16 protein-coding genes are annotated in these 20,258 nt (G+C 37.6%); 9 read left to right on the top strand and 7 right to left on the bottom strand.

The window, feature by feature from the left end; all coding sequences use genetic code 11:
* Positions 1–186 precede the first annotated feature (186 nt).
* On the bottom strand, positions 187–873 hold the full coding sequence (locus AA0X95_RS26765) for a GntR family transcriptional regulator (protein ID WP_413303746.1): 687 nt from the start codon (positions 871–873) through the stop codon (positions 187–189).
* Between the two features lie 261 nt (positions 874–1,134).
* Between AA0X95_RS26765 and AA0X95_RS26760 the strand changes: the two genes are divergently transcribed.
* The 5 genes from AA0X95_RS26760 to AA0X95_RS26740 all read left to right on the top strand — a co-directional run bounded on the left by AA0X95_RS26760 (position 1,135) and on the right by AA0X95_RS26740 (position 8,218).
* A complete protein-coding gene (locus AA0X95_RS26760; protein WP_413303743.1) occupies positions 1,135–1,848 on the top strand; it encodes a GntR family transcriptional regulator in 714 nt (237 codons plus the stop codon).
* 61 nt (positions 1,849–1,909) lie between these two features.
* Positions 1,910–3,256, top strand: coding sequence for a GntP family permease (locus AA0X95_RS26755; RefSeq protein WP_413303740.1), 1,347 nt, complete (start codon positions 1,910–1,912; stop codon positions 3,254–3,256).
* A 473-nt stretch (positions 3,257–3,729) separates the two neighbouring features.
* Positions 3,730–3,939, top strand: coding sequence for a hypothetical protein (locus AA0X95_RS26750; protein ID WP_413303737.1), 210 nt, complete (start codon positions 3,730–3,732; stop codon positions 3,937–3,939).
* Between the two features lie 402 nt (positions 3,940–4,341).
* Positions 4,342–6,846: a PBP1A family penicillin-binding protein gene (locus AA0X95_RS26745; RefSeq protein WP_413303735.1), complete on the top strand. Its 2,505-nt coding sequence runs from the start codon at positions 4,342–4,344 to the stop codon at positions 6,844–6,846.
* 262 nt (positions 6,847–7,108) lie between these two features.
* Positions 7,109–8,218: a PQQ-dependent sugar dehydrogenase gene (locus AA0X95_RS26740; protein WP_413303733.1), complete on the top strand. Its 1,110-nt coding sequence runs from the start codon at positions 7,109–7,111 to the stop codon at positions 8,216–8,218.
* Between the two features lie 54 nt (positions 8,219–8,272).
* Here the strand turns inward: AA0X95_RS26740 and AA0X95_RS26735 are convergent, their stop codons facing one another.
* A complete protein-coding gene (locus AA0X95_RS26735) occupies positions 8,273–10,528 on the bottom strand; it encodes a PQQ-binding-like beta-propeller repeat protein (protein WP_413303731.1) in 2,256 nt (751 codons plus the stop codon).
* Between the two features lie 327 nt (positions 10,529–10,855).
* Here AA0X95_RS26735 and AA0X95_RS26730 point away from each other — a divergent pair, with 327 nt between their 5' ends.
* Together AA0X95_RS26730 and AA0X95_RS26725 are read left to right on the top strand one after the other, a co-directional pair.
* The gene (locus tag AA0X95_RS26730; protein ID WP_413303729.1) at positions 10,856–11,542 is read left to right on the top strand and encodes a response regulator transcription factor; all 687 of its coding nucleotides are present in this window, start codon (positions 10,856–10,858) and stop codon (positions 11,540–11,542) included.
* Positions 11,517–13,595: a histidine kinase dimerization/phospho-acceptor domain-containing protein gene (locus AA0X95_RS26725; RefSeq protein WP_413303727.1), complete on the top strand. Its 2,079-nt coding sequence runs from the start codon at positions 11,517–11,519 to the stop codon at positions 13,593–13,595. The genes AA0X95_RS26730 and AA0X95_RS26725 overlap by 26 nt, the downstream gene beginning before the upstream one ends.
* 9 nt (positions 13,596–13,604) lie before the next feature.
* Here AA0X95_RS26725 and AA0X95_RS26720 read toward each other — a convergent pair whose 3' ends face one another.
* From AA0X95_RS26720 to AA0X95_RS26705, 4 genes are all read right to left on the bottom strand, one after another.
* The gene (locus AA0X95_RS26720; RefSeq protein WP_413303725.1) at positions 13,605–14,381 is read right to left on the bottom strand and encodes a sulfite exporter TauE/SafE family protein; all 777 of its coding nucleotides are present in this window, start codon (positions 14,379–14,381) and stop codon (positions 13,605–13,607) included.
* A 169-nt stretch (positions 14,382–14,550) separates the two neighbouring features.
* Positions 14,551–15,855, bottom strand: coding sequence for an alpha/beta hydrolase family protein (locus AA0X95_RS26715; RefSeq protein WP_413303723.1), 1,305 nt, complete (start codon positions 15,853–15,855; stop codon positions 14,551–14,553).
* A 164-nt stretch (positions 15,856–16,019) separates the two neighbouring features.
* Positions 16,020–16,454 (bottom strand): DUF3021 family protein, encoded by a 435-nt coding sequence (locus tag AA0X95_RS26710; RefSeq protein ID WP_413303720.1) that lies wholly within the window; start codon positions 16,452–16,454, stop codon positions 16,020–16,022.
* Between the two features lie 13 nt (positions 16,455–16,467).
* Positions 16,468–16,905, bottom strand: coding sequence for a LytTR family DNA-binding domain-containing protein (locus AA0X95_RS26705; protein ID WP_413303718.1), 438 nt, complete (start codon positions 16,903–16,905; stop codon positions 16,468–16,470).
* A 231-nt stretch (positions 16,906–17,136) separates the two neighbouring features.
* Between AA0X95_RS26705 and AA0X95_RS26700 the strand changes: the two genes are divergently transcribed.
* On the top strand, positions 17,137–17,625 hold the full coding sequence (locus AA0X95_RS26700) for a GNAT family N-acetyltransferase (RefSeq protein ID WP_413303715.1): 489 nt from the start codon (positions 17,137–17,139) through the stop codon (positions 17,623–17,625).
* Positions 17,626–17,795: 170 nt separating this feature from the next.
* On the opposite strand, the gene AA0X95_RS26695 is transcribed toward AA0X95_RS26700, so the two are convergent.
* Positions 17,796–19,058 (bottom strand): benzoate/H(+) symporter BenE family transporter, encoded by a 1,263-nt coding sequence (locus tag AA0X95_RS26695; RefSeq protein ID WP_413303713.1) that lies wholly within the window; start codon positions 19,056–19,058, stop codon positions 17,796–17,798.
* A 122-nt stretch (positions 19,059–19,180) separates the two neighbouring features.
* Between AA0X95_RS26695 and AA0X95_RS26690 the strand changes: the two genes are divergently transcribed.
* Complete coding sequence (locus AA0X95_RS26690) at positions 19,181–20,050, top strand: LysR family transcriptional regulator (RefSeq protein WP_413303710.1); 870 nt, start codon at positions 19,181–19,183, stop codon at positions 20,048–20,050.
* Positions 20,051–20,258 lie beyond the last annotated feature (208 nt).

The raw sequence follows: 20,258 nt of genomic DNA, 5'->3' as shown, positions 1-20,258 counted from the left end.
GAAATTAGGGTATTTCCCAATTTAAGCGGAATTCTTCCGCTTATTATCAAACACTTTGAAATCAACATTCAGTTATAACAGACATCCGTGCAAAAGTATTTGCACATCAATGAAAGAAATAACTGCTAAAAGTTATCCACAGTTATTCAGGGTAGAGCCTTAAAAAAAGAAGATGATAACTTTCCATTAATCCTGGTTCCTTTTTAATAGAGTTTCACTAACAGTTCTACGAGTATCTTTAAAATGTTCCTGAATAAGTTCTTCAATCATCTGGAAATCTTTTGAGACTAAAGCTTTGACGATTAATCGGTGTTTTTCAATGAGAGGTTCTATTTCATGCGTTTTTCCAACAAATCTTTCTCCTGTTGCTACCAGTAGAGCGGTTAATACGATTTCCCGAATACTATTCCATAGATGTGAAATTCTTGTATGGTTGATCCCCAAAATCATTTCTTCATGGAAACATAGGTCCTGATAAGAAAATTCAATAAAGTCTTGGTGCTTCCCAGCCAATTCCATCTTGTCGATGATTTTAGTAAGGGTCTCCACTAATGGCGCATTGTCAATCTCAGCCAGACGTTGCAATACAAAGCTTTCAATCATAAAACGAACATCGTTTAGTTCATCGATATCCTTTGATGTTAAGCCTAATACCACAGCACCCATTCTTTCTAAACGGATTAACCCTTCGGCAGAAAGTGTTCTTAAGGCCTCTCTGACTGGTGATCGACTGGTCCCGAATTCAGATGCAATCTGATTCTCAGATAGTAATTCTCCTGGAGGAATGGTGCCATTAATAATTTTTAATCTTATCTCACTTACGATTTTTTCCCCAAGTGAGGCCCTTTGTAGCCATGATGATGGATATTGCATGTCTTTCAACTCTCCCTATAAGTCCACACGAAAACAAATAAGAATAGGTCATTTCGTCGTGTACTTGTATACAAGGTTCAGTTTACGGAATGTTGATAATTCTGTCAATAAAAATATGTAAGCGTTTTATGTGAAGCCATAAGCTGAAGTGGGTTAGCTTTCCTAAATAAAATAAAAAAATATAAAAGCGCTTGCAATTCGAATAATCTGTCTTATAATACTTGTATACATGTATTAAACTTTCGAAAGGGAGGTGAGTTCTTGCTAGAATCTAAGAAATTGCTATATCCGACAAAATGGCTATCAAAAGCTTCCACTGGTGAGCGTGTAACATGTGAGCTTAGAATGCAAATTATTGCGGGATTGATTGAAAGCGGTACCATTCTATCGGAAAATAAATTAGCAGAAGAATATAATGTAAGTCGTTCACCCATTCGTGAAGCATTAAAAATGCTAGCCTCTGAAAATATGATTCGATTAGAAAGAATGGGTGCAGTTGTCATTGGTCTAACCAAGAAAGAAATAGAAGAGATCTATGATGTACGATTACTAATAGAAACGTTTGTTTTTGAACGGCTTGTAAAAATAGATACTACAGGGGTAGTGAAAGAACTTAGTAAAATACTTGAAATGATGAAAATTGCTATTAAATACAAAGATGCCGATGAGTTTTCATTTCAAGATGTCTTATTCCATGAAACGATTATTCGTTCGATTGGTCATTCATACATTTTGCTGATATGGAATAATGCAAAACCTGTAATGGAAAGTTTAATTTTATTATCGATGCGAGCTCGTCTCGAAGAAAAATATGATGATTTTGAACGGGTTATGGAAAATCATCAGCTTTATATCGATGCGATCCATACAAAAAATAGAGACCTAATGAACAAGTCATTACATCAAAACTTTGATGATGTTCAAGGTACGGTAGAAGACCTTTGGATGTCACAACAAATGCTAGCTAGAGAATAAGAGACTTATTAAAGAGGTTTAATTAAGAAAAAAATATATTAATATTTTTGGGGGAAATAGCATGCCATTAGTAATAGTAGCAATTGGTATCATAGCTTTACTTATTTTAATTATGGGCTTTAAATTAAACACATTTGTTTCACTGATCATTGTCTCATTCGGTGTGGCCATCGCACTTGGAATGAAATTAGATGAAATCATCGCAACAATTGAAGCAGGATTAGGTGGAACTCTTGGACATATAGCACTGATCTTCGGACTTGGTGCCATGCTGGGTAAATTAATTGCAGATTCAGGCGGCGCGCAGCGAATTGCGATGACTCTTGTTAATAAATTTGGAGAAAAAAATATTCAGTGGGCTGTAGTGGCTGCTTCATTCATTATCGGTATTGCTTTATTCTTTGAAGTAGGATTAGTTTTATTGATTCCAATCGTATTTGCCATTTCAAAACAATTAAAGGTTTCTATCCTTTATCTAGGTATTCCAATGGGTGCAGCATTATCTGTAACACATGGATTTTTACCGCCGCATCCAGGACCAACTACTATTGCAGGTGAATTTGGTGCCGATCTTGGCCAAGTATTACTTTACGGTTTTATTATTGCTGTTCCAACTGTCATTATCGCTGGACCTTTATTTACAAAGCTAGCTAAAAAATTAGTTCCTGCATCATTTACAAAAACGGGTGATATTGCCTCTCTAGGTGAAATCAAAACATTTAAACTTGAAGACACACCAGGATTTGGAATCAGTGTTTTTACGGCAATGCTTCCTGTAATCTTAATGTCAATCGCTACAATTTTAACTTTGCTTCAAAAAACAATGGGATTTGCAGATAATAGTTTACTAGCCATTATCCGATTTGTTGGCGGTGCTTCCCCAGCAATGGTTATCTCTTTATTAGTAGCTATTTACACAATGGGATTAGCGAGAAAGATACCGATCAAAACGGTAATGGATTCTTGTACAGAAGCGATTTCACACATTGGCATGATGCTATTAATTATCGGAGGCGGCGGTGCCTTCAAACAAGTATTAATTAATGGTCATGTAGGTGACTATGTAGCCGAGTTATTTAAAGGAACGAACATTTCACCAATTCTACTAGCTTGGATTATTGCAGCCATCTTACGTATTTCATTAGGTTCTGCGACAGTTGCAGCCTTAACAACTGCTGGTTTAGTTATTCCAATGTTGGGTCAATCTGATGTAAATCTAGCTTTAGTTGTACTTGCAACGGGTGCTGGAAGCTTAATTGCTTCACACGTCAATGATGCTGGTTTCTGGATGTTTAAAGAGTATTTTGGTTTAAGCATGAAAGAAACATTCGCAACTTGGACACTACTTGAGACGATTATTTCGGTAGCTGGGTTAGGATTTGTACTCTTACTAAGTTTATTTGTATAAACCCAAAATTAAAATTGATAGGCCTTTACATGCAGAAATGCAGAAACCCTCACTTCTTTGAAGTGGGGGTTTACTTGAAAGGTGCAAATAGTAAATCAGGAAAAAACGCATTGGAATTCACATAATTCTAGTGCGTTTTTTGTTGATATGGCGAGTATTCAATTTGCATTTACAAACTTATTACATATGAAATCAAAAGACAATTTATACGATATGTTAGTTGTGTGAGATACATGTGATTTTAGGGGGATATAAAAATTGATCATTTAAACCTAAATAAAAAATTTATGCATCCGTGCTATGAAGGACAAAAATCGGTCGGACAACAGGATAATGTCCTTCATCCGTGTTATGAAGGACAAAAAACGGTTGGATAAGAAGAAAAATGTCCTTCATCCGTGTTATGAAGGACAAAAAACGGTTGGATAACAGAAAAATGTCCTTCATCCGTGTTATGAAGGACAAAAAACGGTTTGGTAACAAGAAAAATGTCCTTCATCCGTGTTATGAAGGACAAAAAACGGTTGGATAACGAAAAAATGTCCTTCATTAGTGTTATGAAGGACAAAAAACAGTTAGATAACAGAAAAATGTCCTTCATCAGTGTTATGAAGGACAAAAATTGGTTGGATAACGAAAAAATGTCCTTCATCCGTGTTATTGCTTTAAGCGTTTACCATTAATAAGTGTTCATGTTACTGTTGAAGTCTTTACTTTAAAACTGACCATTAATTTGATAGATGTTAATATGTTCCTAGAGACAAAAATATTATTAAAGTCTTTCCTGAAATATGCTGAAACAATTTTTTCAGTGGGTTATCATAAATTTATTAATTTTTATGTGTTATTTTTTCTAATAAAATCTAATAGTATCTTACTATTGATTTTATTATATAAGTAAACCAAAGAATAGAATTGTAAAAGGATTTCGAAAGGTAGGAACATGTAACATGTCAGAAAATAATCAGTCTCGGATAGAGCGAAAAAAAATACAACAAAGAAATTCAAATCAGAAAAAAAGAAAGAAGACACAAAAAAGATCGTGGAGAAAGTTTCTCTATTTTTGTCTCACGCTAGGAATAGCTATGATTCTTGTTGGAGTGGGCGCTTTCCTATGGATTATCAAGGATGCTCCAAAATTTGACGAAACACTATTAAAAGATCCTTTATCATCCCAATTATATGCTAGTGATGAGAAAACCGTCATTGCCGAGGTTGGTTCAGAAAAGCGCGATAATATTACTATTAATCAAATACCGGATGTGCTAAAAAATGCTGTTTTGGCAACAGAGGATGCCCGTTTTTATCAGCATCATGGAATTGATGTTAAACGTACTCTTGTTGCCATTTGGACGAATATCACGACAGGTTCTTCGCAGGGGGGTAGTACGATCACACAGCAAATTGTGAAAAATTCTTTCTTGACCATCGATAAGACGCCAAAAAGGAAGATTCAAGAATGGTATTTAGCTACTCAATTTGAAAAAAAATACTCTAAAGATCAAATTCTCGAAATGTATTTTAATAAAAATTTATATGGCAGTGACGTCTATGGAGTAGCAAAAGCAGCGGAACGATTCTTCGGTTTAGGACCAGATGAGTTAGATAAATTAACACTTGAACAAGCTGCATTACTTGCAGGTATACCACAAAGTCCAAATAACTATATTCCTACTGTGGAAGAGAATCTTGAGCAGGCAGAAAAACGCAGAAATATGGTTCTTTACTATATGAATAGACATGACTATATTTCTAAAGCGGAAATGGAAAGAGCACAAAAGACACCGATAGAAGAAACGTTACATATTCAGCAAAAATCATCAAATAAATACCAGGCGTTTGTTGATACGGTGATTAAAGAAGTTCAAGAAAAAACAAATAGGAATATTTTTGAAGATGGACTGAAAATCTATACTACTCTTGATCCAGAGATCCAACAAATAACAGAGGATGTCCTTTCAACAAATAAATATATTACCTATCCAAATAATAGTAAATTGCAGTCAGCAGTTGTTATTTTGGATACACAAACGGGTGCCATCAAAGCCATTGGCGGCGGAAGAAATTATCAAACCGGGGGATATAACTACGCAACATCAATTAAACGCCATCCGGGTTCTACTATTAAACCAATACTTGACTATGGTCCAGCTATTGAAAAATTCAAATGGTCTACAGGACATATTTTAAAAGACGAAAAGTATCAATACTCAAATGGCACCGCCATTCGAAATGCCAATCGTTCCTATGCAGGAGATAAAACCATAAGAGATCACCTGGCGTGGTCACGAAATATTCCTGCATTAAAAGCCTATCAAGCTGTTGGCGCAGATTACGCGACAGATTTTGCAAATAGCCTTGGTTTTCCCATTACAGATAAACAAAAAGCTAATGAATCTAATGCAATTGGGGCCATTGATGCTGCATCGCCACTGATTATGGCGGGCGCTTATGCGGCATTTGGAAATGGTGGTTATTATACTGAACCCTATACTGTCACAAAAATAGTTTCTTCTGATGGAATAGAAGAAGATTTAGCATCTGGAAAAAAGAAAGTAATGGAGGATTATACGGCGTTTTTAATCACAGATATGTTACGTACAGTAGTGGATGCAGGAACAGGTATCAAGGCAAATCTATCGAACCTTGATTTAGCAGGTAAAACAGGAACAACAAGCTTCGATCAGTCTGCCATCAAAAAATATGGTCTACCGGAAAATGCGACAAGAGATGCTTGGTTTGTAGGCTATACACCACAATATACGGGAGCCGTTTGGACAGGTTACCCGGAAACTAAATCGTCAGATGACTATTTAGGAAGTAAAAGTGCGGATATCTCTAAGTTAGTGTTTAAAGCAATTCTGTCACGATCAGCTGCGAGCAAAGAAACATTTAAACAACCAAGCAGTGTTGAAAAATCGGGCAAGGAATACTACGTGAAAAATGGTGAAAAGCCAGCTCCACCAAAGCCTAATAGCCCGACAAAGGTTCAAGCAAACTATGATGAAGCTTCAGATAGTATTCAATTATCATGGGACTACTCTAATGAAAGTAGTTCGGAAACCACATTCGAAGTTTCATATACAGTAGATGGGAAAACAACCAATTTACCAGCTACGACTGACATGCAAGCCATTCTTCAAAGCCCAGAGAAAGGGAAAGCTTATACATTTACTATCGTTGCAATCACGGATGGAGCTAAAAGTGATGCAGCGACTACTTCAATAACAGTTAAGGAAACAAAAGAGATACCGAGCAGTCCAAGCAATTTAAAAGCTCGATATGATAAAAAATCTAATAGTATTGAGATTAGTTGGAAAGCTGATAAATCCAACACTCAAAATGTAAACTATACTATCACCTATACGGTGAATGGTACTACACAAACACTAACTACCCTATCTGGAGAAAATGCAACATTGACCAACCCGCAGCCAGGTCAAACCTATGTCTTTACGGTAGTCGCATTTAACGAAGCGGGTAGTAGCGAACCTACATCAGTTTCGGTTACGGTTGATCATGCTGAACCTGGTGACGACAATCGTGATGACCATGATGGGGCAAAGGATACGAATAAAGGAAGACCGTAACGAAGTGACATTTGCTAAAACAATCAAAATTAACACAAAAAAGGATGCCTAATAAAGGGCATTCTTTTTTGTGGTGTTTATGAAAAATTTATTCTTATTTCTTGATTAAGCCAATCTTTCATATAAGAATTCTCCAGCATAAGGTTTATGAAGTAAAACTTTGGAAGTCATAAGAGTTGTCCTCCTACTAAAATTTAATAATGATAAAAGTTTAAATAGTATTTTGAAAAGAATAATAGGTTTTAGTGTCTTGGGGGTTGTTTTGGTAGCCGGACTTGGTTTTGCTGTGTTTTGGGAGAAGGAAGATAAGGGGAATGCTGGTGAGAACAAACAGGGTTCCTTTCAGCAGAATGCAAATGAGGTAATGAAAAAGGCAGTAGAGGTAACACTTTCGGATGATGGCAGTGTGAATGCAAGTCATTTGTCTATTCCATGGACTATTAACAAGAGCAACAGTTTGTTTTTCCTGAGTCAGCGGGAAGGCTCGGTGATTCAAATTGACGGGAATCTTGGTATGGTAGAAGTGCAGAAAGTAAAGGTTTCACAGGATATTGTCAATGAAGGGGAAGGCGGTTTTCTTGGATTTACTTTATCACCTGATTTTACTACGACAAAGAAAGCATTTGCATATCACACCTATCAGAAAGACGGCAAGACTCTAAACCGTATTATTTCACTCAAACTTGAAGATAACACCTGGAAGGAAGACAAAGTCCTTTTAGATGAGATACCTGGAGGTACGGTTAGTAACGGCGGCCGGCTAAAAATTGGTCCGGATGGGATGCTATATGCCACTACAGGTGATGTCGGCGTAAAGGAAAACGCCCAGAATCTTGATAGTTTAGCGGGTAAAATTTTAAGAATGAAGCTAAACGGCGATATTCCGACGGATAATCCATTTGAAAATTCGTATATTTATTCCTATGGACATCGAAATCCTCAAGGATTAGCCTGGGATGGGGACGGCAACCTCTATAGCTCAGAGCATGGGGAGTCAGGCCATGATGAAATTAATCTAATTCAAGCTGGGAAAAACTATGGCTGGCCTGTGGTTCAAGGAGATGAAGGTGCAAAAGGCATGATGAAGCCGATTCTTCAATCAGGTGATAAAACCTGGGCGCCGTCAGGTATGGCTTTTAAGGATGGAAAACTTTTTGTTGCTTCTTTAGCAGGAAAGCAAATCTTTACCTATGATTTAGCCAATAAGAATTTTCAGGAGTTCTTCGGAAATGCAGGAAGATTAAGGGATGTTTTGGTCGATAATAATGAGTTGTATACAATTACCAGTAACCGGGATAACCGTGGAAATCCAACAGACAAGGATGATCAGTTAATCCACCTTTCTTTAACAGAAAAGGCTTCTACTAATTAAAAAGGTAATCGTCCGATTAATAGGACGATTACCTTTTTCTTTTTCAAACGGTTATTAACGGCCGCCAAGGCTCTTTACATAATCTGCAACAGCCTGTATTTCTTCCTTAGATAACGTATTTTTAAATGGAGGCATCTGGCCTTTTCCATTTTCCACCTGTTTGATGATGGCAGCCCGATCCATTTTCGTATCTTTTAAGCTTGGACCATTATGCCCACCTGAGCCACCTGCACCATGGCAGGCCAAGCAATTGTTTTTATAGACCGTTTCTCCTGCTTCCGTGTTGGTTTCTTCTTTTTTTGTTTTATTATTGGCAGCCTGCTGCTTTTCTTCTGCTGCGCCTTGTTTTACAGGGGATATATTGATTTTATCCTTAGGGATATCCTTTACAGATCCATATTTACCCTCCAATGAGAAGGTGTAGATTTTATCTCCATGTTTTGTTCCAGCCAGTGTATTTCCGGCTGCGTAGATGGAGATATACTGCTTTCCATCGATTTCATAGGTGATTGGAGGTGCATTCGCACCTGCATCCATTTTAAAATCCCATAATTGATTTCCTTTGGCTGCATCGTAGGCAATAATCCTTCCATCATTATGGCCGGTAAATACCAGGTTTCCTTTTGTAGTTAAGAGACCGCTGTAGGCGATGGCATCCCAATTCTTTTGCCAAACGATTTTATTCGTTTTAATATCGAGTGCGGTAACGGTGCCGCGGCTAGGGGACTTTTCCACCGGCTGCCATACACTGCCGATATACTCTTTCCCCTCTTCAAACCTTGCCTTTTCTTCTTCTCCATAATGAGCATAGGCAAAATAATTGTCATTTCCTAATACGTAAAAATACTCTGTGTTCGGGTTGTAAGCCGAAGGCGGCCAGTTTGCTCCGCCTTGAGGCGATGGTTTAAGGGTAATCGGCTTATCCCAAAAAGGTGTAAATAAACTTCCAATTGTCCCCTTGAAATCTTTTGGTAAATCGCGTTTAACATCTTCCTCGGTAACCTTTTGTGGTACAAATGCATCTCCAATAGGAAAGGGTTGTGTTGGAGATGTTTTTTGGTTGGTATTTTGTGGAACTGGCTTTTCTTCAATGCCAACCAGCGGCTTACCGTTAGTCCGATCCAAAAGATAAAGCCATCCTGTTTTGCCTGCTTGGGCAATTCCTTTTCTCATTTGGCCATTCATTTTCACATCATATAGAACGACAGGATTGGCCGGATCCAAATCCCAAATATCATGATGTACTTCTTGGAAGTGCCATTTGTATTCTCCTGTATTGGCATCCAGTGCAAGAATCGAGTTGGCGAATAAATTATCTCCTTCCCTCTTGCTTCCATCCAGGTCCGGCGATGTATTCCCGGTTGAAAAATAAATGAATCCCAGTTCCGGATCAATGGCCGGAGTCTGCCAAACAGGCGCTCCGCCTGTAAGCCAATTCCTGCTGCCCTTTGGCCAGGTTTCACTTCCTTTTGCACCTGGAGCAGGCAGTGTATAGGTTCTCCAAATTTGTCTGCCGAGTTCTGAATCATAAGCGGCAACATACCCTCTAATTCCATACTCGCCGCCGGCAATTCCGGTGTAGACTTTTCCATCATAATAAAGTGGGGCACTGGTAATGGTATATCCTTTTTCCCAATTATCCACTCTGGTTTCCCATACTACCTTACCGGTTTTTTGATCTAAAGCAACCAGCCTGGCATCTAATAATCCGACAAAGACTTTCCCGTCTCCTAACGCTACACCACGGCTTGTCCACCCGCAGCAGACGGTATTCAGCCCATTCGTGAGCTCGGGTCTATATTCCCAAATCATTTTACCGGTTTTTGCATCGAGGGCCTGGACTTGATTCGCCCCCGTGATGGTGAACATGACCCCATCATAGACAAGTGGGGTCGCCTCACCAGAATATTTAAACTCAAAACCTGAACCTAGGCTGGTAACCCATTCTACTTTTAAGTTCTTAACATTTGAGGCAGTGATTTGGTTAAGGGGTGAGTACATGCTATTATGGATATCTCCGCCATGTGTTGCCCAATTTCCTGCTGGGGGCTTGGCTAGCTCACTTGGTGCAAACTTCGGTGCAATCTTCCTTTTATAATCCATATGCTGATAGGAATGATAGTTAGTGTTAGACAATTGCTCCTTCGTTTTACTTTCAGTGGCTCCCTGCTTACTGTCCTCGCCCTTGTCTGCTTTTTTTGCTTCAGACTTCGCCTCATTGTTTCTATTTTTCTCAGCCTTGTGTGTTGTGCTACATCCTGCAATTAGCAAAAGGAATAATAAAATAATAATCCAACCAGACTTCTTCATCTATTCACACTCCTTTCAATCTTTTTACAGTAATTTGCCCGTATATAAGAAATTTTTATTCATTTAGATTGGCTGCAGGGAAATTTTTGTATTTCAGGGGTCCAATTTTTTTCTATGCTCTATACAAATAAAAAACCTTAAGAAAATCTTAAGAAATCTATCTAACAATTCGTAAGATATTTTGGTTACTATGAATCTCATCAGCAAAAGATGGTCATAAACTGGTAGATGCAATTCTATTTATGATTGTCGAAAGGGGAAAAATATCTAAAATTGAATAATAAAGGAGAGATAGGATATCAGAAGCATATAGAGGAGTGAAGGTTCATGAACATATTGGTTTGTGATGATGATAAGGCAATTGTTGATGGGATAGGAATTTACTTGGAAAATGAAGGCTACCAAATATTCAAAGCGGCAGATGGAATAGAAGCAATTGACATAATCGATCATCAAGAGATTCATCTGATTATCATGGATATTATGATGCCAAAAATGGATGGAATTAGAGCGACCATGAAGATTAGAGAAGAGAATAACATACCATTGATCATGCTTTCAGCTAAATCCGAAGATTACGACAAGATTTTAGGATTAAATATAGGGGCAGATGACTACATGACAAAGCCATTTAATCCCTTGGAGCTGATTGCTAGAGTTAAATCACAGCTGAGAAGGTATACAACATTAGGGAGTCTTGAAGCAAAGAGCACTGTATATCGGACGGGGGGGCTTGTAATCGATGATGAGAGTAAATGTGTCACTGTCGATGGAGAGGCAGTACATCTAACTCCGGTCCAATATAAGATAGTAAAACTTCTAACAGCTAACGCCGGAAGAGTATTTTCCATCGAAGAAATCTATGAGAAGGTATGGAACGAGCCATCCTTTAGTCCGGAAAATACCGTAACTGTTCATATAAGAAAAATCAGAGAAAAAATAGAAATCAATCCGAAAGAGCCTAAATATTTAAAGGTGGTGTGGGGAATTGGATATAAGGTTGAAAAAATTTAGTCACTCAATTTCAATAAAAGTGACCGTTTTTATTATGATGATTGCTTGCTTTACAGGTGCCGTAAAAGCACTGGTGGATATCATTGTAGTTAATGATGGGGATGTTAATATTATTTTTGAAGATAACTACTTTCTTAGCAAATCATACGCGAGAGAAAGTGAGAATCTCATAAACAACCTCACCATCCTGATGGGGGAATACAAAAGTGAAGAAAATGTATTAAAGGGCGGGACCATTAGCGAGGAAGATTTAAGGAACGAAGTACAAGAGTTATATTCGGATTATATGGGGTCAAAAAGTTTTAACCCAAATTTAAGTGAAAAGGAAAATTATGAAAAATTTAAAACAAAATATGCAGAAGAAATAGCTCAGGCAAAGGATAGGCTGATAAGGAATGAATTAAGAGAATTCCATTTGCTAATGCAAAATATCAATGATGTTAAAAATCCTTTATATTATGCCAGTGATGGTGTCAATGTATTTACGAGTAGTACGAAGTTGGAAAAAGATCAATTAAAAACGTATCCATCATACATGGTGTTTGAGGGGTATAAAAGGGAATTTTATCCGAAGGAAATAGAAAAGAATAAATATATGGATTGGACTTTTGAGCAAATAAATGAAATGGACATGAAAAGCCATACAGTATATATTGCTTTTACGGACAAGTTTTTAGATTCTCAAATTAATGAGTGGAAGGAAAATAAAGCACAGGCCAAACAAAGTTTTTATCGTTTACTCGTATTTCTTGCAGGATTTATTCTTACCTTTATCTATATGGTAGTTGTGAGCGGTAGAAAGGCTTTTAAGCATGAAGAGCTGCATCTGAATGTAATCGATAAAATGTATGTAGATTTGAACCTCTGGCTTAGTATGGGACTTATAGGACTCTGGATTGCCTTGTTGGCTGAAGTGGTCGATCCTTACATTTCCAAATGGGTAGTTCCAATCACAATCCCGTTTTCTGCAACCGTGTTCGTGCTAGTTCTTTCACTAGTGAAGCATATGAAGAATAGAACGTTCTTCAAGCATACGTTAATCTATCAAATCGTTTATTGGTTTATTCAATTAGTAAGAGATGTCTATGATAGCGGAAGTGTTGGAGTAAAGACAGTACTCATAGTTATTGGTTATCCACTATTGATTGCTTTAACGTTCTTTATGTTCCCAATCACTATAGGGATTGCTGCGTGGTTTACCTTAAAGAAGGTTCGTTCATTTATTGCTATTAGAGATGGGGTAAGAAGAATAAAAGAGGGAGATCTTACTCACAGTATCGAGGTCGATGAAAAGGGAGAGTTTGCTAGACTTGCTAATGATATTAACAGCATCACCGACGGGTTGAAAAAAGCAGTGGATAGCGAGCTAAAAAGTGAACGGTTAAAGTCAGAGCTGATCACCAATGTATCCCATGACATACGGACACCCTTAACATCCATTATCACATATGTGGATTTATTGAAGAGAGAGAAGGACCCATCAAAGATAGGAGAATATATCGGGGTTTTGGATCAAAAATCTAAAAGACTAAAAATCCTGACAGATGATTTATTCGAAGCTGCAAAAGCTTCCAGCGGAACCATTCCGGTTGAGTTGGAACGAATCGATATTGGGTCGTTAATCACCCAGGGGCTAGGAGAAGTTAGCGAAAAGATTGAAGAACTTGATTTACAATTTAAGTTCAATCAACCTGAGGAAAAGATTTATATTTCGGCTGATGGAAAATTACTGTGGCGATCAATTGAGAACATATTGTCCAATATCTTTAAATATGCTCTTAAAGGTTCAAGGATCTATATTGATATTGAAGATTTAGGGAACGAAACCCTTCTTACCTTCAAGAACATTTCTGCATATGAGTTGAATATTTCAGCAGATGAACTAATGGAGCGCTTTTCAAGAGGCGATGAATCAAGATCCAGTCAAGGCAGCGGGTTGGGACTATCCATTGCCAAAAGTCTGATTGAGGCGCAAAATGGGAAGTTTACTATTCAAATTGATGGGGATCTATTTAAGTCGATGATTGTTATGCCTAAAAATAGCCATAAATGAGTGGGGGGGTCAGGCCCCCACTTTTAGCATTACCAGCATATAAACTGAAGATAGGATTGTTATTATGGCAATCAATATTTTTAAAAGGTGAATCGGAACCTTATTGGCAAGGCGTGCACCCGTGATAATTCCTATAATGGTACCAATTAAACTAGCGATAATTAACGTTGAGGTGGCACTCATATTGGCATGGGCGAAGTATCCGAATATAGATGGGATGGCAATCACTACTGAATTTAAAAGACTGACCCCCACCGCCATCCGAATATTGATTCCAAAGCTAACAAGTAATGGTACTAATAAAATAGGACCGCCTGCTCCTGTTAATGCGCAAATGACTGCTGTAATAAATCCAAGCAGCATAACGATGACAGAATGATTCAATACAGATGAGCGATTACTTTTCATATTTTCATTGTTTTTCTTAAGCAGAATAGATAGTCCAGCTAGCAAAACAAAGAGATAGAGGAGAAGCCTTGCCAGAAAATCAGATATTAGCACATTGATTTGAACGCCCAAAAACGCACCTGGAAGGCTGCCAATGCTCAAAAAAAGGGCTAGTTTTAAATCCATGTTTTTTGATTTCCAATAGGCATAGGCGCCAATGATCCCCGAGACGGCAAAGGATATGAAACTTAGTGCAAGGGAATCATGCACGGGCAGACCTAGAAAGCCTACATAAATTAACGGTAGAAGAAATCCGGAAATGCCGGAAATACCTAATAAAACACCAATAATCAAATTGGAACATAACACAATACAAAAAAGAAATAAGGATGTGAACATGTATCAGACCTCACTTAACCCAATCGGATAGATTGAATCAAAAATAGGTACTCCCCAAAAAGCTCTTATTAAAAATTCTAACACTTTCATCTGATCAAATAAACTCAATTTGGAGTGACTGGCCACATCCGTTTTTAAACAAGTAAACGAGGTTTCGGATGCTAAAAAATCAATATGTCTCTTTAGGATTGAAATGGCCAATACGTTTTAATTCATCGTCGAAAAATTTAAGAATAAGGTCATTTTCCGTTTCAATACAGTAATATGGATCAATGTCAGCTTTTCCGCCTTGAAGCATATTAGCGAGAATAGGTGAGAAAAGCGGTAAATCGGTAAAGCTTAAATGTTTAGCCCCTTTGAAATGAGTCGTAAAGGCATCTTTAAATTGTTTATTATTGAGTTGGTTTGCTACATAAATCGGCGTGCTATCAAGCTGCCCCCAAACATCATCAGAATATATGTTAAAAATCGGGGTTGTGTAAGCTTTGCTATTAGCTATAAAACTATCGTTTTCTTTTTTATAAACCAGCTCACTAAAGAATGGAGCATCAATATTAACGACAGCATCTATATCATCCCGTTCTCTGCCTAGCCACACACTTGCAGCACCGCCCATGGAGTGCCCGAACACACCAATTTTGTCTGTATTTATCCGTTGGTAAACAGGGTTCTTATCACTTTTTGCTTTTTCAAGGATCGTATCAATTACAAAATTCATATCGTCCGTTCGCAACTTCATCCATTTTTGGATAAGCTCATTGAGTTCTTCATTTGTATATACGCCTTCCGTGTTGAGATTGGTGATTTCACGGTTATAGTCCGAATTAATTGTAGCTACTGTTCCATCATCTGACTTCGTATAAAAGGAGTGGTAAGGATGGTCAATTGAAACCACTACGTACCCGCGGCTTGCAAGCTCTGTATAGGTAGAAGCATTACTTACTTTAATGCCAGATGCCCCATGCGAGAATACCAATAGAGGGTATTTTCCATCGGCATTTTTAGGATACCAAAATTCCACATTAACAAATCTGTTGTCACCCTTGTCGGTAAATTCCTCCACACGATTCTTATCTACGTATGTGTAAGTAGCCGTTCCGACTCCATATTTACCTGTTACTTTTGGTGACGGATGCTGCGGAAAAACAATAGCTGGTACAAAGGCAATGACCGTTGCCACAACCATAAAAATAGTTTTCAATACCACTTTAGAAGTTTTGTATTTTTTAGGAGTTGTATTTTTACGGATGAGAGAAACCGTTCCCTTTACGGCTAAAAGGAAAAGTAGGATAGCGAGTAAGACCCAGCGTAAGCTCCACACAATCACTGATGTAAGTGTGAGAATGACAAAGGCGACAAATAGTCCAATCCTAATCCCATTCTTAAGTTTTTTATGGTTTTGTTTCGTTATGATCGAATAGACAGCAAATGAAATTTCAAACACCAATGCAATTAATAAAAATATAGTTCCCATAGTGGTTACCCCTTTTCTTTCAAATGTTTCTTGATGAACTCATCATAAAAAAATAACGAAAGGAAGTATATAGAAAAACAGTAAGTTGTATCCACAGGCCAATAAGATGCAAAAAAAGCGGTAAGCTTTTTCGCTTACCGCCTAATTATGTATGGCAGATGTGATTATTGAGGAACGTCTTTCTTCCAAGCCTTTAGTTTTTCATTAATTTTTTGGGCATCTTTTTGATCCTTTTTCCAGGACAGGAAACGAACGATAAAATAGATGACGGCAATTTGCACGGCCAAAATAATTCCATCTGATGGACTTTCCACAATCCCAAAAACACTGCTAAGGGCAATCAATAGAATCTCCAACGTGAAAAAATGAAGGAACAATCTAATACGCATATTTTTTTCGCTTAAGTCATTAGGAGAGTACAAAATAAATCCTATTAATGCACTTAAAAAGGCAAAGGCCATAATGATATAAATCGACTGCAAATCGAAGGCTTCATCAGGGTAATACATTTGTCGCAATACAGTAATGATAATAATGATGAGTGCGAAGATAAGTAAGAAATCCTTGATGATCTTTTTTACAAATTCGGACAGCTTCATATGTATCCCTCCGTTATAATCCAAGCATCTTTTTAAGGACAGGCACATATTGCCTTGATACAACAGCGCGCTCCCCGTTATCAAGCACTGCTTCGAGTCGGCCGCTAATGGATGGATGGATAGAAGAGATTTTAGCTATGTTCAGAATCGTCGATTTGGATGCACGGAAACAGTTCCTACCGTTGCATAGTTCCTCTAATTCATACAGCTTTTGTTTGACCTCAAAAACGTGGTCCTTGCAGTAGCTAAAAACCTTTCCGTCAACGGCTTCGAAATAATAGATTTCACTCAGCTTAATACGGTGAACTTTATCATTTTGATAACCGAGTAAAATAAGGTCTTCGGACTTCAGCTTGTTTACGATATCATATACTTCGTCATCTACCTCATGGCACCTAATGAGGATTTCTTCTGCCAGTTCTTTGGTTATTTCTTCAATTGAGATTTTCATATTATCACCCACGAAAATTCAAATTGTTCGTGCTTCTACTAGCACAATTTGATTTGGATACATTTTACATCCTTCAGACTACTCCATTATAACACAACCTTATACAATCCTTTTTGCAGTACTCAACCTTTAAATAAAATTACACTTGCTACATAGATAAACTATGTATATAATATCTGTAACTACATAGAATTATGAGGTATATTAATAAAGGTGGATGGTGAGACCAAAATGTTAATGACAGAGCGATGCGCGTTACTGGCTGTTTCTGAAGAGGACTATGAATCGATATTGATGTTGTATATAGACGAAGATGTACGCAAGTACCTGGATGGAACAGTTGATGAGATATCGTTTAGTTTTAGATTTCAAATGATGTTGGAGTCCAATCATTATTGGACCGTTAGACTGATTGAGACGAATGAATTTATTGGTTTAGTGTGCTTAGATACAGGTCATGACAGAATCAACACAGAGATTGGCTATCAATTTTTACCGACTTTCTGGGGAAAGGGGTATGCGAAAGAAGTCATCGAAAAGGTAATCGAATATGGCTTTCATTCTTTGGAGTTAACAACGATCGTTGCTGAAACCCCAACGCTTAATGAACGCGCCTGCAGGCTTTTAAAAAGGGTGGGGATGAAATTCGAAAAAACAATGAAGAGGTTCGGAAGCGATCAATCTATGTTTAGTATTCATAAGGGGCTTGGCACCGGGTGAATAGTATCATATATAGGTAATATGTTATTTACGGATTAATCGGAGTGAATCGTATCATAAGTATATGAGGTTTTTATTCTATACAAAGAAATAAATGACACCTAGACTGCACTATGTCTAGGTGTCATTTATTTTGTCATGAGATGTATCCGACGTCTAAAGAAACGGTGTTAGGAAATTTTGTCCTTGCAAAGAGCTTCACTCAAGTTAGTTTCATTGTTTTGGTCACTTGATTCGGATTTATAAAAATCTTGTTTATCCAAGAATACGGTGGCCAAGGTACCCCCAACCAGACCCCAGAATGGCGCTCCAATATGGAGAATAGAGATCCCAGAGATAGTGATTATAAAGGAAAAGAGGGCGCCTGATTTGAATGGACCAGAGAAACTCATTTTCAGTGAGTCAACCAGTACACTAATCATGGCGACGCCACCTAGTAATTGAATTAATGAGGCAGGAATGACATGTGGAATTTGCGAAGCCATTGGAGAAAATAGAGCTAATAGACAGGATAATACTCCTAATACAATGGCAGCGACATACCTATGTTCAAGTTTGCCTGATTCTTTATTAACAAGTAAGCCCGTCATGGGACCTGCAATACAGGCTGGGTGGCCTCCAAAAAAAGCATTTATAATGGTACCGATTCCGCTCCAATTGGTCATGGCATTGATCGGTGGACGATAGCCATGTGTCTCTAACATAGCAATCCCTTGGGCATTTTGAATGGCAATAACCGTTAAGAGTAATGGAATGACAAGTTCCCCTACAACGGAAAAACTAAATGATGGGATGATAAAATGGGGAATGCCCATTGTTATATGGAGAGGCTGTACAGAAACGTTCGGCAAAAATTTAAGACAAAGAATTGCTGCAATGATCGCCCCTAATATAGGCGGAAACTTTTTTGAAAATCGTAAGAAAAAAGAAAGAGCAAGAAAGACAAGTAACGGGATTCCGTTGAGTAAAGGATTTTTTACAACCGAGCCGATCATTTCAGTTCCGAAAGGGAGTAAGACGCCTGACACCATCCCCATCATAACCGGCATAGGCAAAACCTTCATCAATTTTGTAACAAAGCCAGATAATCCTAAAAGAAAAATAAGGATCCCGGTTATAATATAGGCACCAACCACTTGGTTGAAAGAATAATGGGTTAAGCTTGAGCCGACAAGAATGGCTCCAGGTATTGAAAAAGCATAGCCTATGGGTTGCCCATAATATAAGGAGACGATGAGAGTTAGGAGTCCCCCCATTCCATAAATGGCGAAAATCCATGAGCTGGTTATGCTACCAGACAAATGACCTTTTGCAGCAGCTTGTAAAACAATTAATAATGGTCCTGCTGAACCAAAAAGCCAGGCCACAAATCCATTCGATATATTCCCAACCGATAAAAGCTTTGGAAATTGTATGGTATTTTTTTTGAACAACAAAGTCACACTCCTTCAACTTATGAATTACACTACATCTTAGTGTATACTCAATTTATCAATACTTAAAATATCTGTTTTATCTTTTTACTATATCTTTTGGGTATGATGGAGGTTTCATCTTGGATATTCGACAGTTAAAATATTTTGTCACTATAGCAGAAGAAGGTAAGATCACGACCGCTGCAAAGAAATTAAATATTGCTCAACCCCCTTTGAGCAAACAACTCAAACAAATGGAAGAAGAGCTAGGCGTCGTTTTATTTGATCGAGATAACAAAAGTCTTAATTTAACCTTGGAGGGGGAAAGATTACTTCTTCGAGCAAAAGAACTTTTAAATAAACTTGATGAAACAATGGTTGAAGTTCAAGAATTGAGGAAAGGCGCCAGTGGGATTTTATCTGTTGGATCCAATCTTTATTGTGCATCTTTAATTCTTTCTAAGGTGGTAGATATTCGTGAGAAAAATCCTGGTCTTACATTCAAAGTATGGGAAGGTGAAACGATTCATCTTATAAAAATGTTATCTAAACGTCAGATTGAGATTGCGATAACAAATAGTCCAATAACAGAAAAGAGTATCTCTCAAATGACATTGGAAAGTGATCCATATGTGCTTGTTTTGCCTGAAAAATGGACGTGGAGTGGATCAGAACAATGCAGGTTAGAGGAAATCATCGATTTGCCATTGATTCTTCTGCGACCAAACTATGGTTTAGGTGCATATGGACAAATTGTCAATGAATTTCAACGGTTAGATTTAGAACCAAATATATTATGCGAATGTCAGGATTTAATTATGTTACTTGGTCTCGTTTCATCGGGGTTTGGTGCAACGATCTTACCGCTCTCGTTATTATCCCTCCATTCAATGGGAGGATTGAGAGTCATTCAGCTAAAGGATCAGACCTTAATATCTGAACCCAAAGTAATTTGGAGGAAGAATAGTTACTTATCAAAAGCAGCAAAAGAATTTTTAAAACTTTTTTAGACACCAAAATATATTCATGGTTTTATAACCTCATATAGATTCGTTATGGAGAACCGTACCATAAGTAAATAAGGTTTTTTTGCAGAAAATGATAATTGTATGGAAGTGCTAAATTGTTCAGGTTTTCAAGAGCGTGTCTATACTTACAGTTAGTTGTTAAATTCAAAAGTATGGTAAACTAAATTATCTTAAAAATGTATATAAGGTG

Origin of the sequence: Neobacillus phoenicis (assembly GCF_047302305.1) — a bacterium.
In the GTDB taxonomy this organism is placed as follows: domain Bacteria; phylum Bacillota; class Bacilli; order Bacillales; family Cytobacillaceae; genus Neobacillus.
This window is presented reverse-complemented; position numbering and strand designations above follow the sequence as displayed.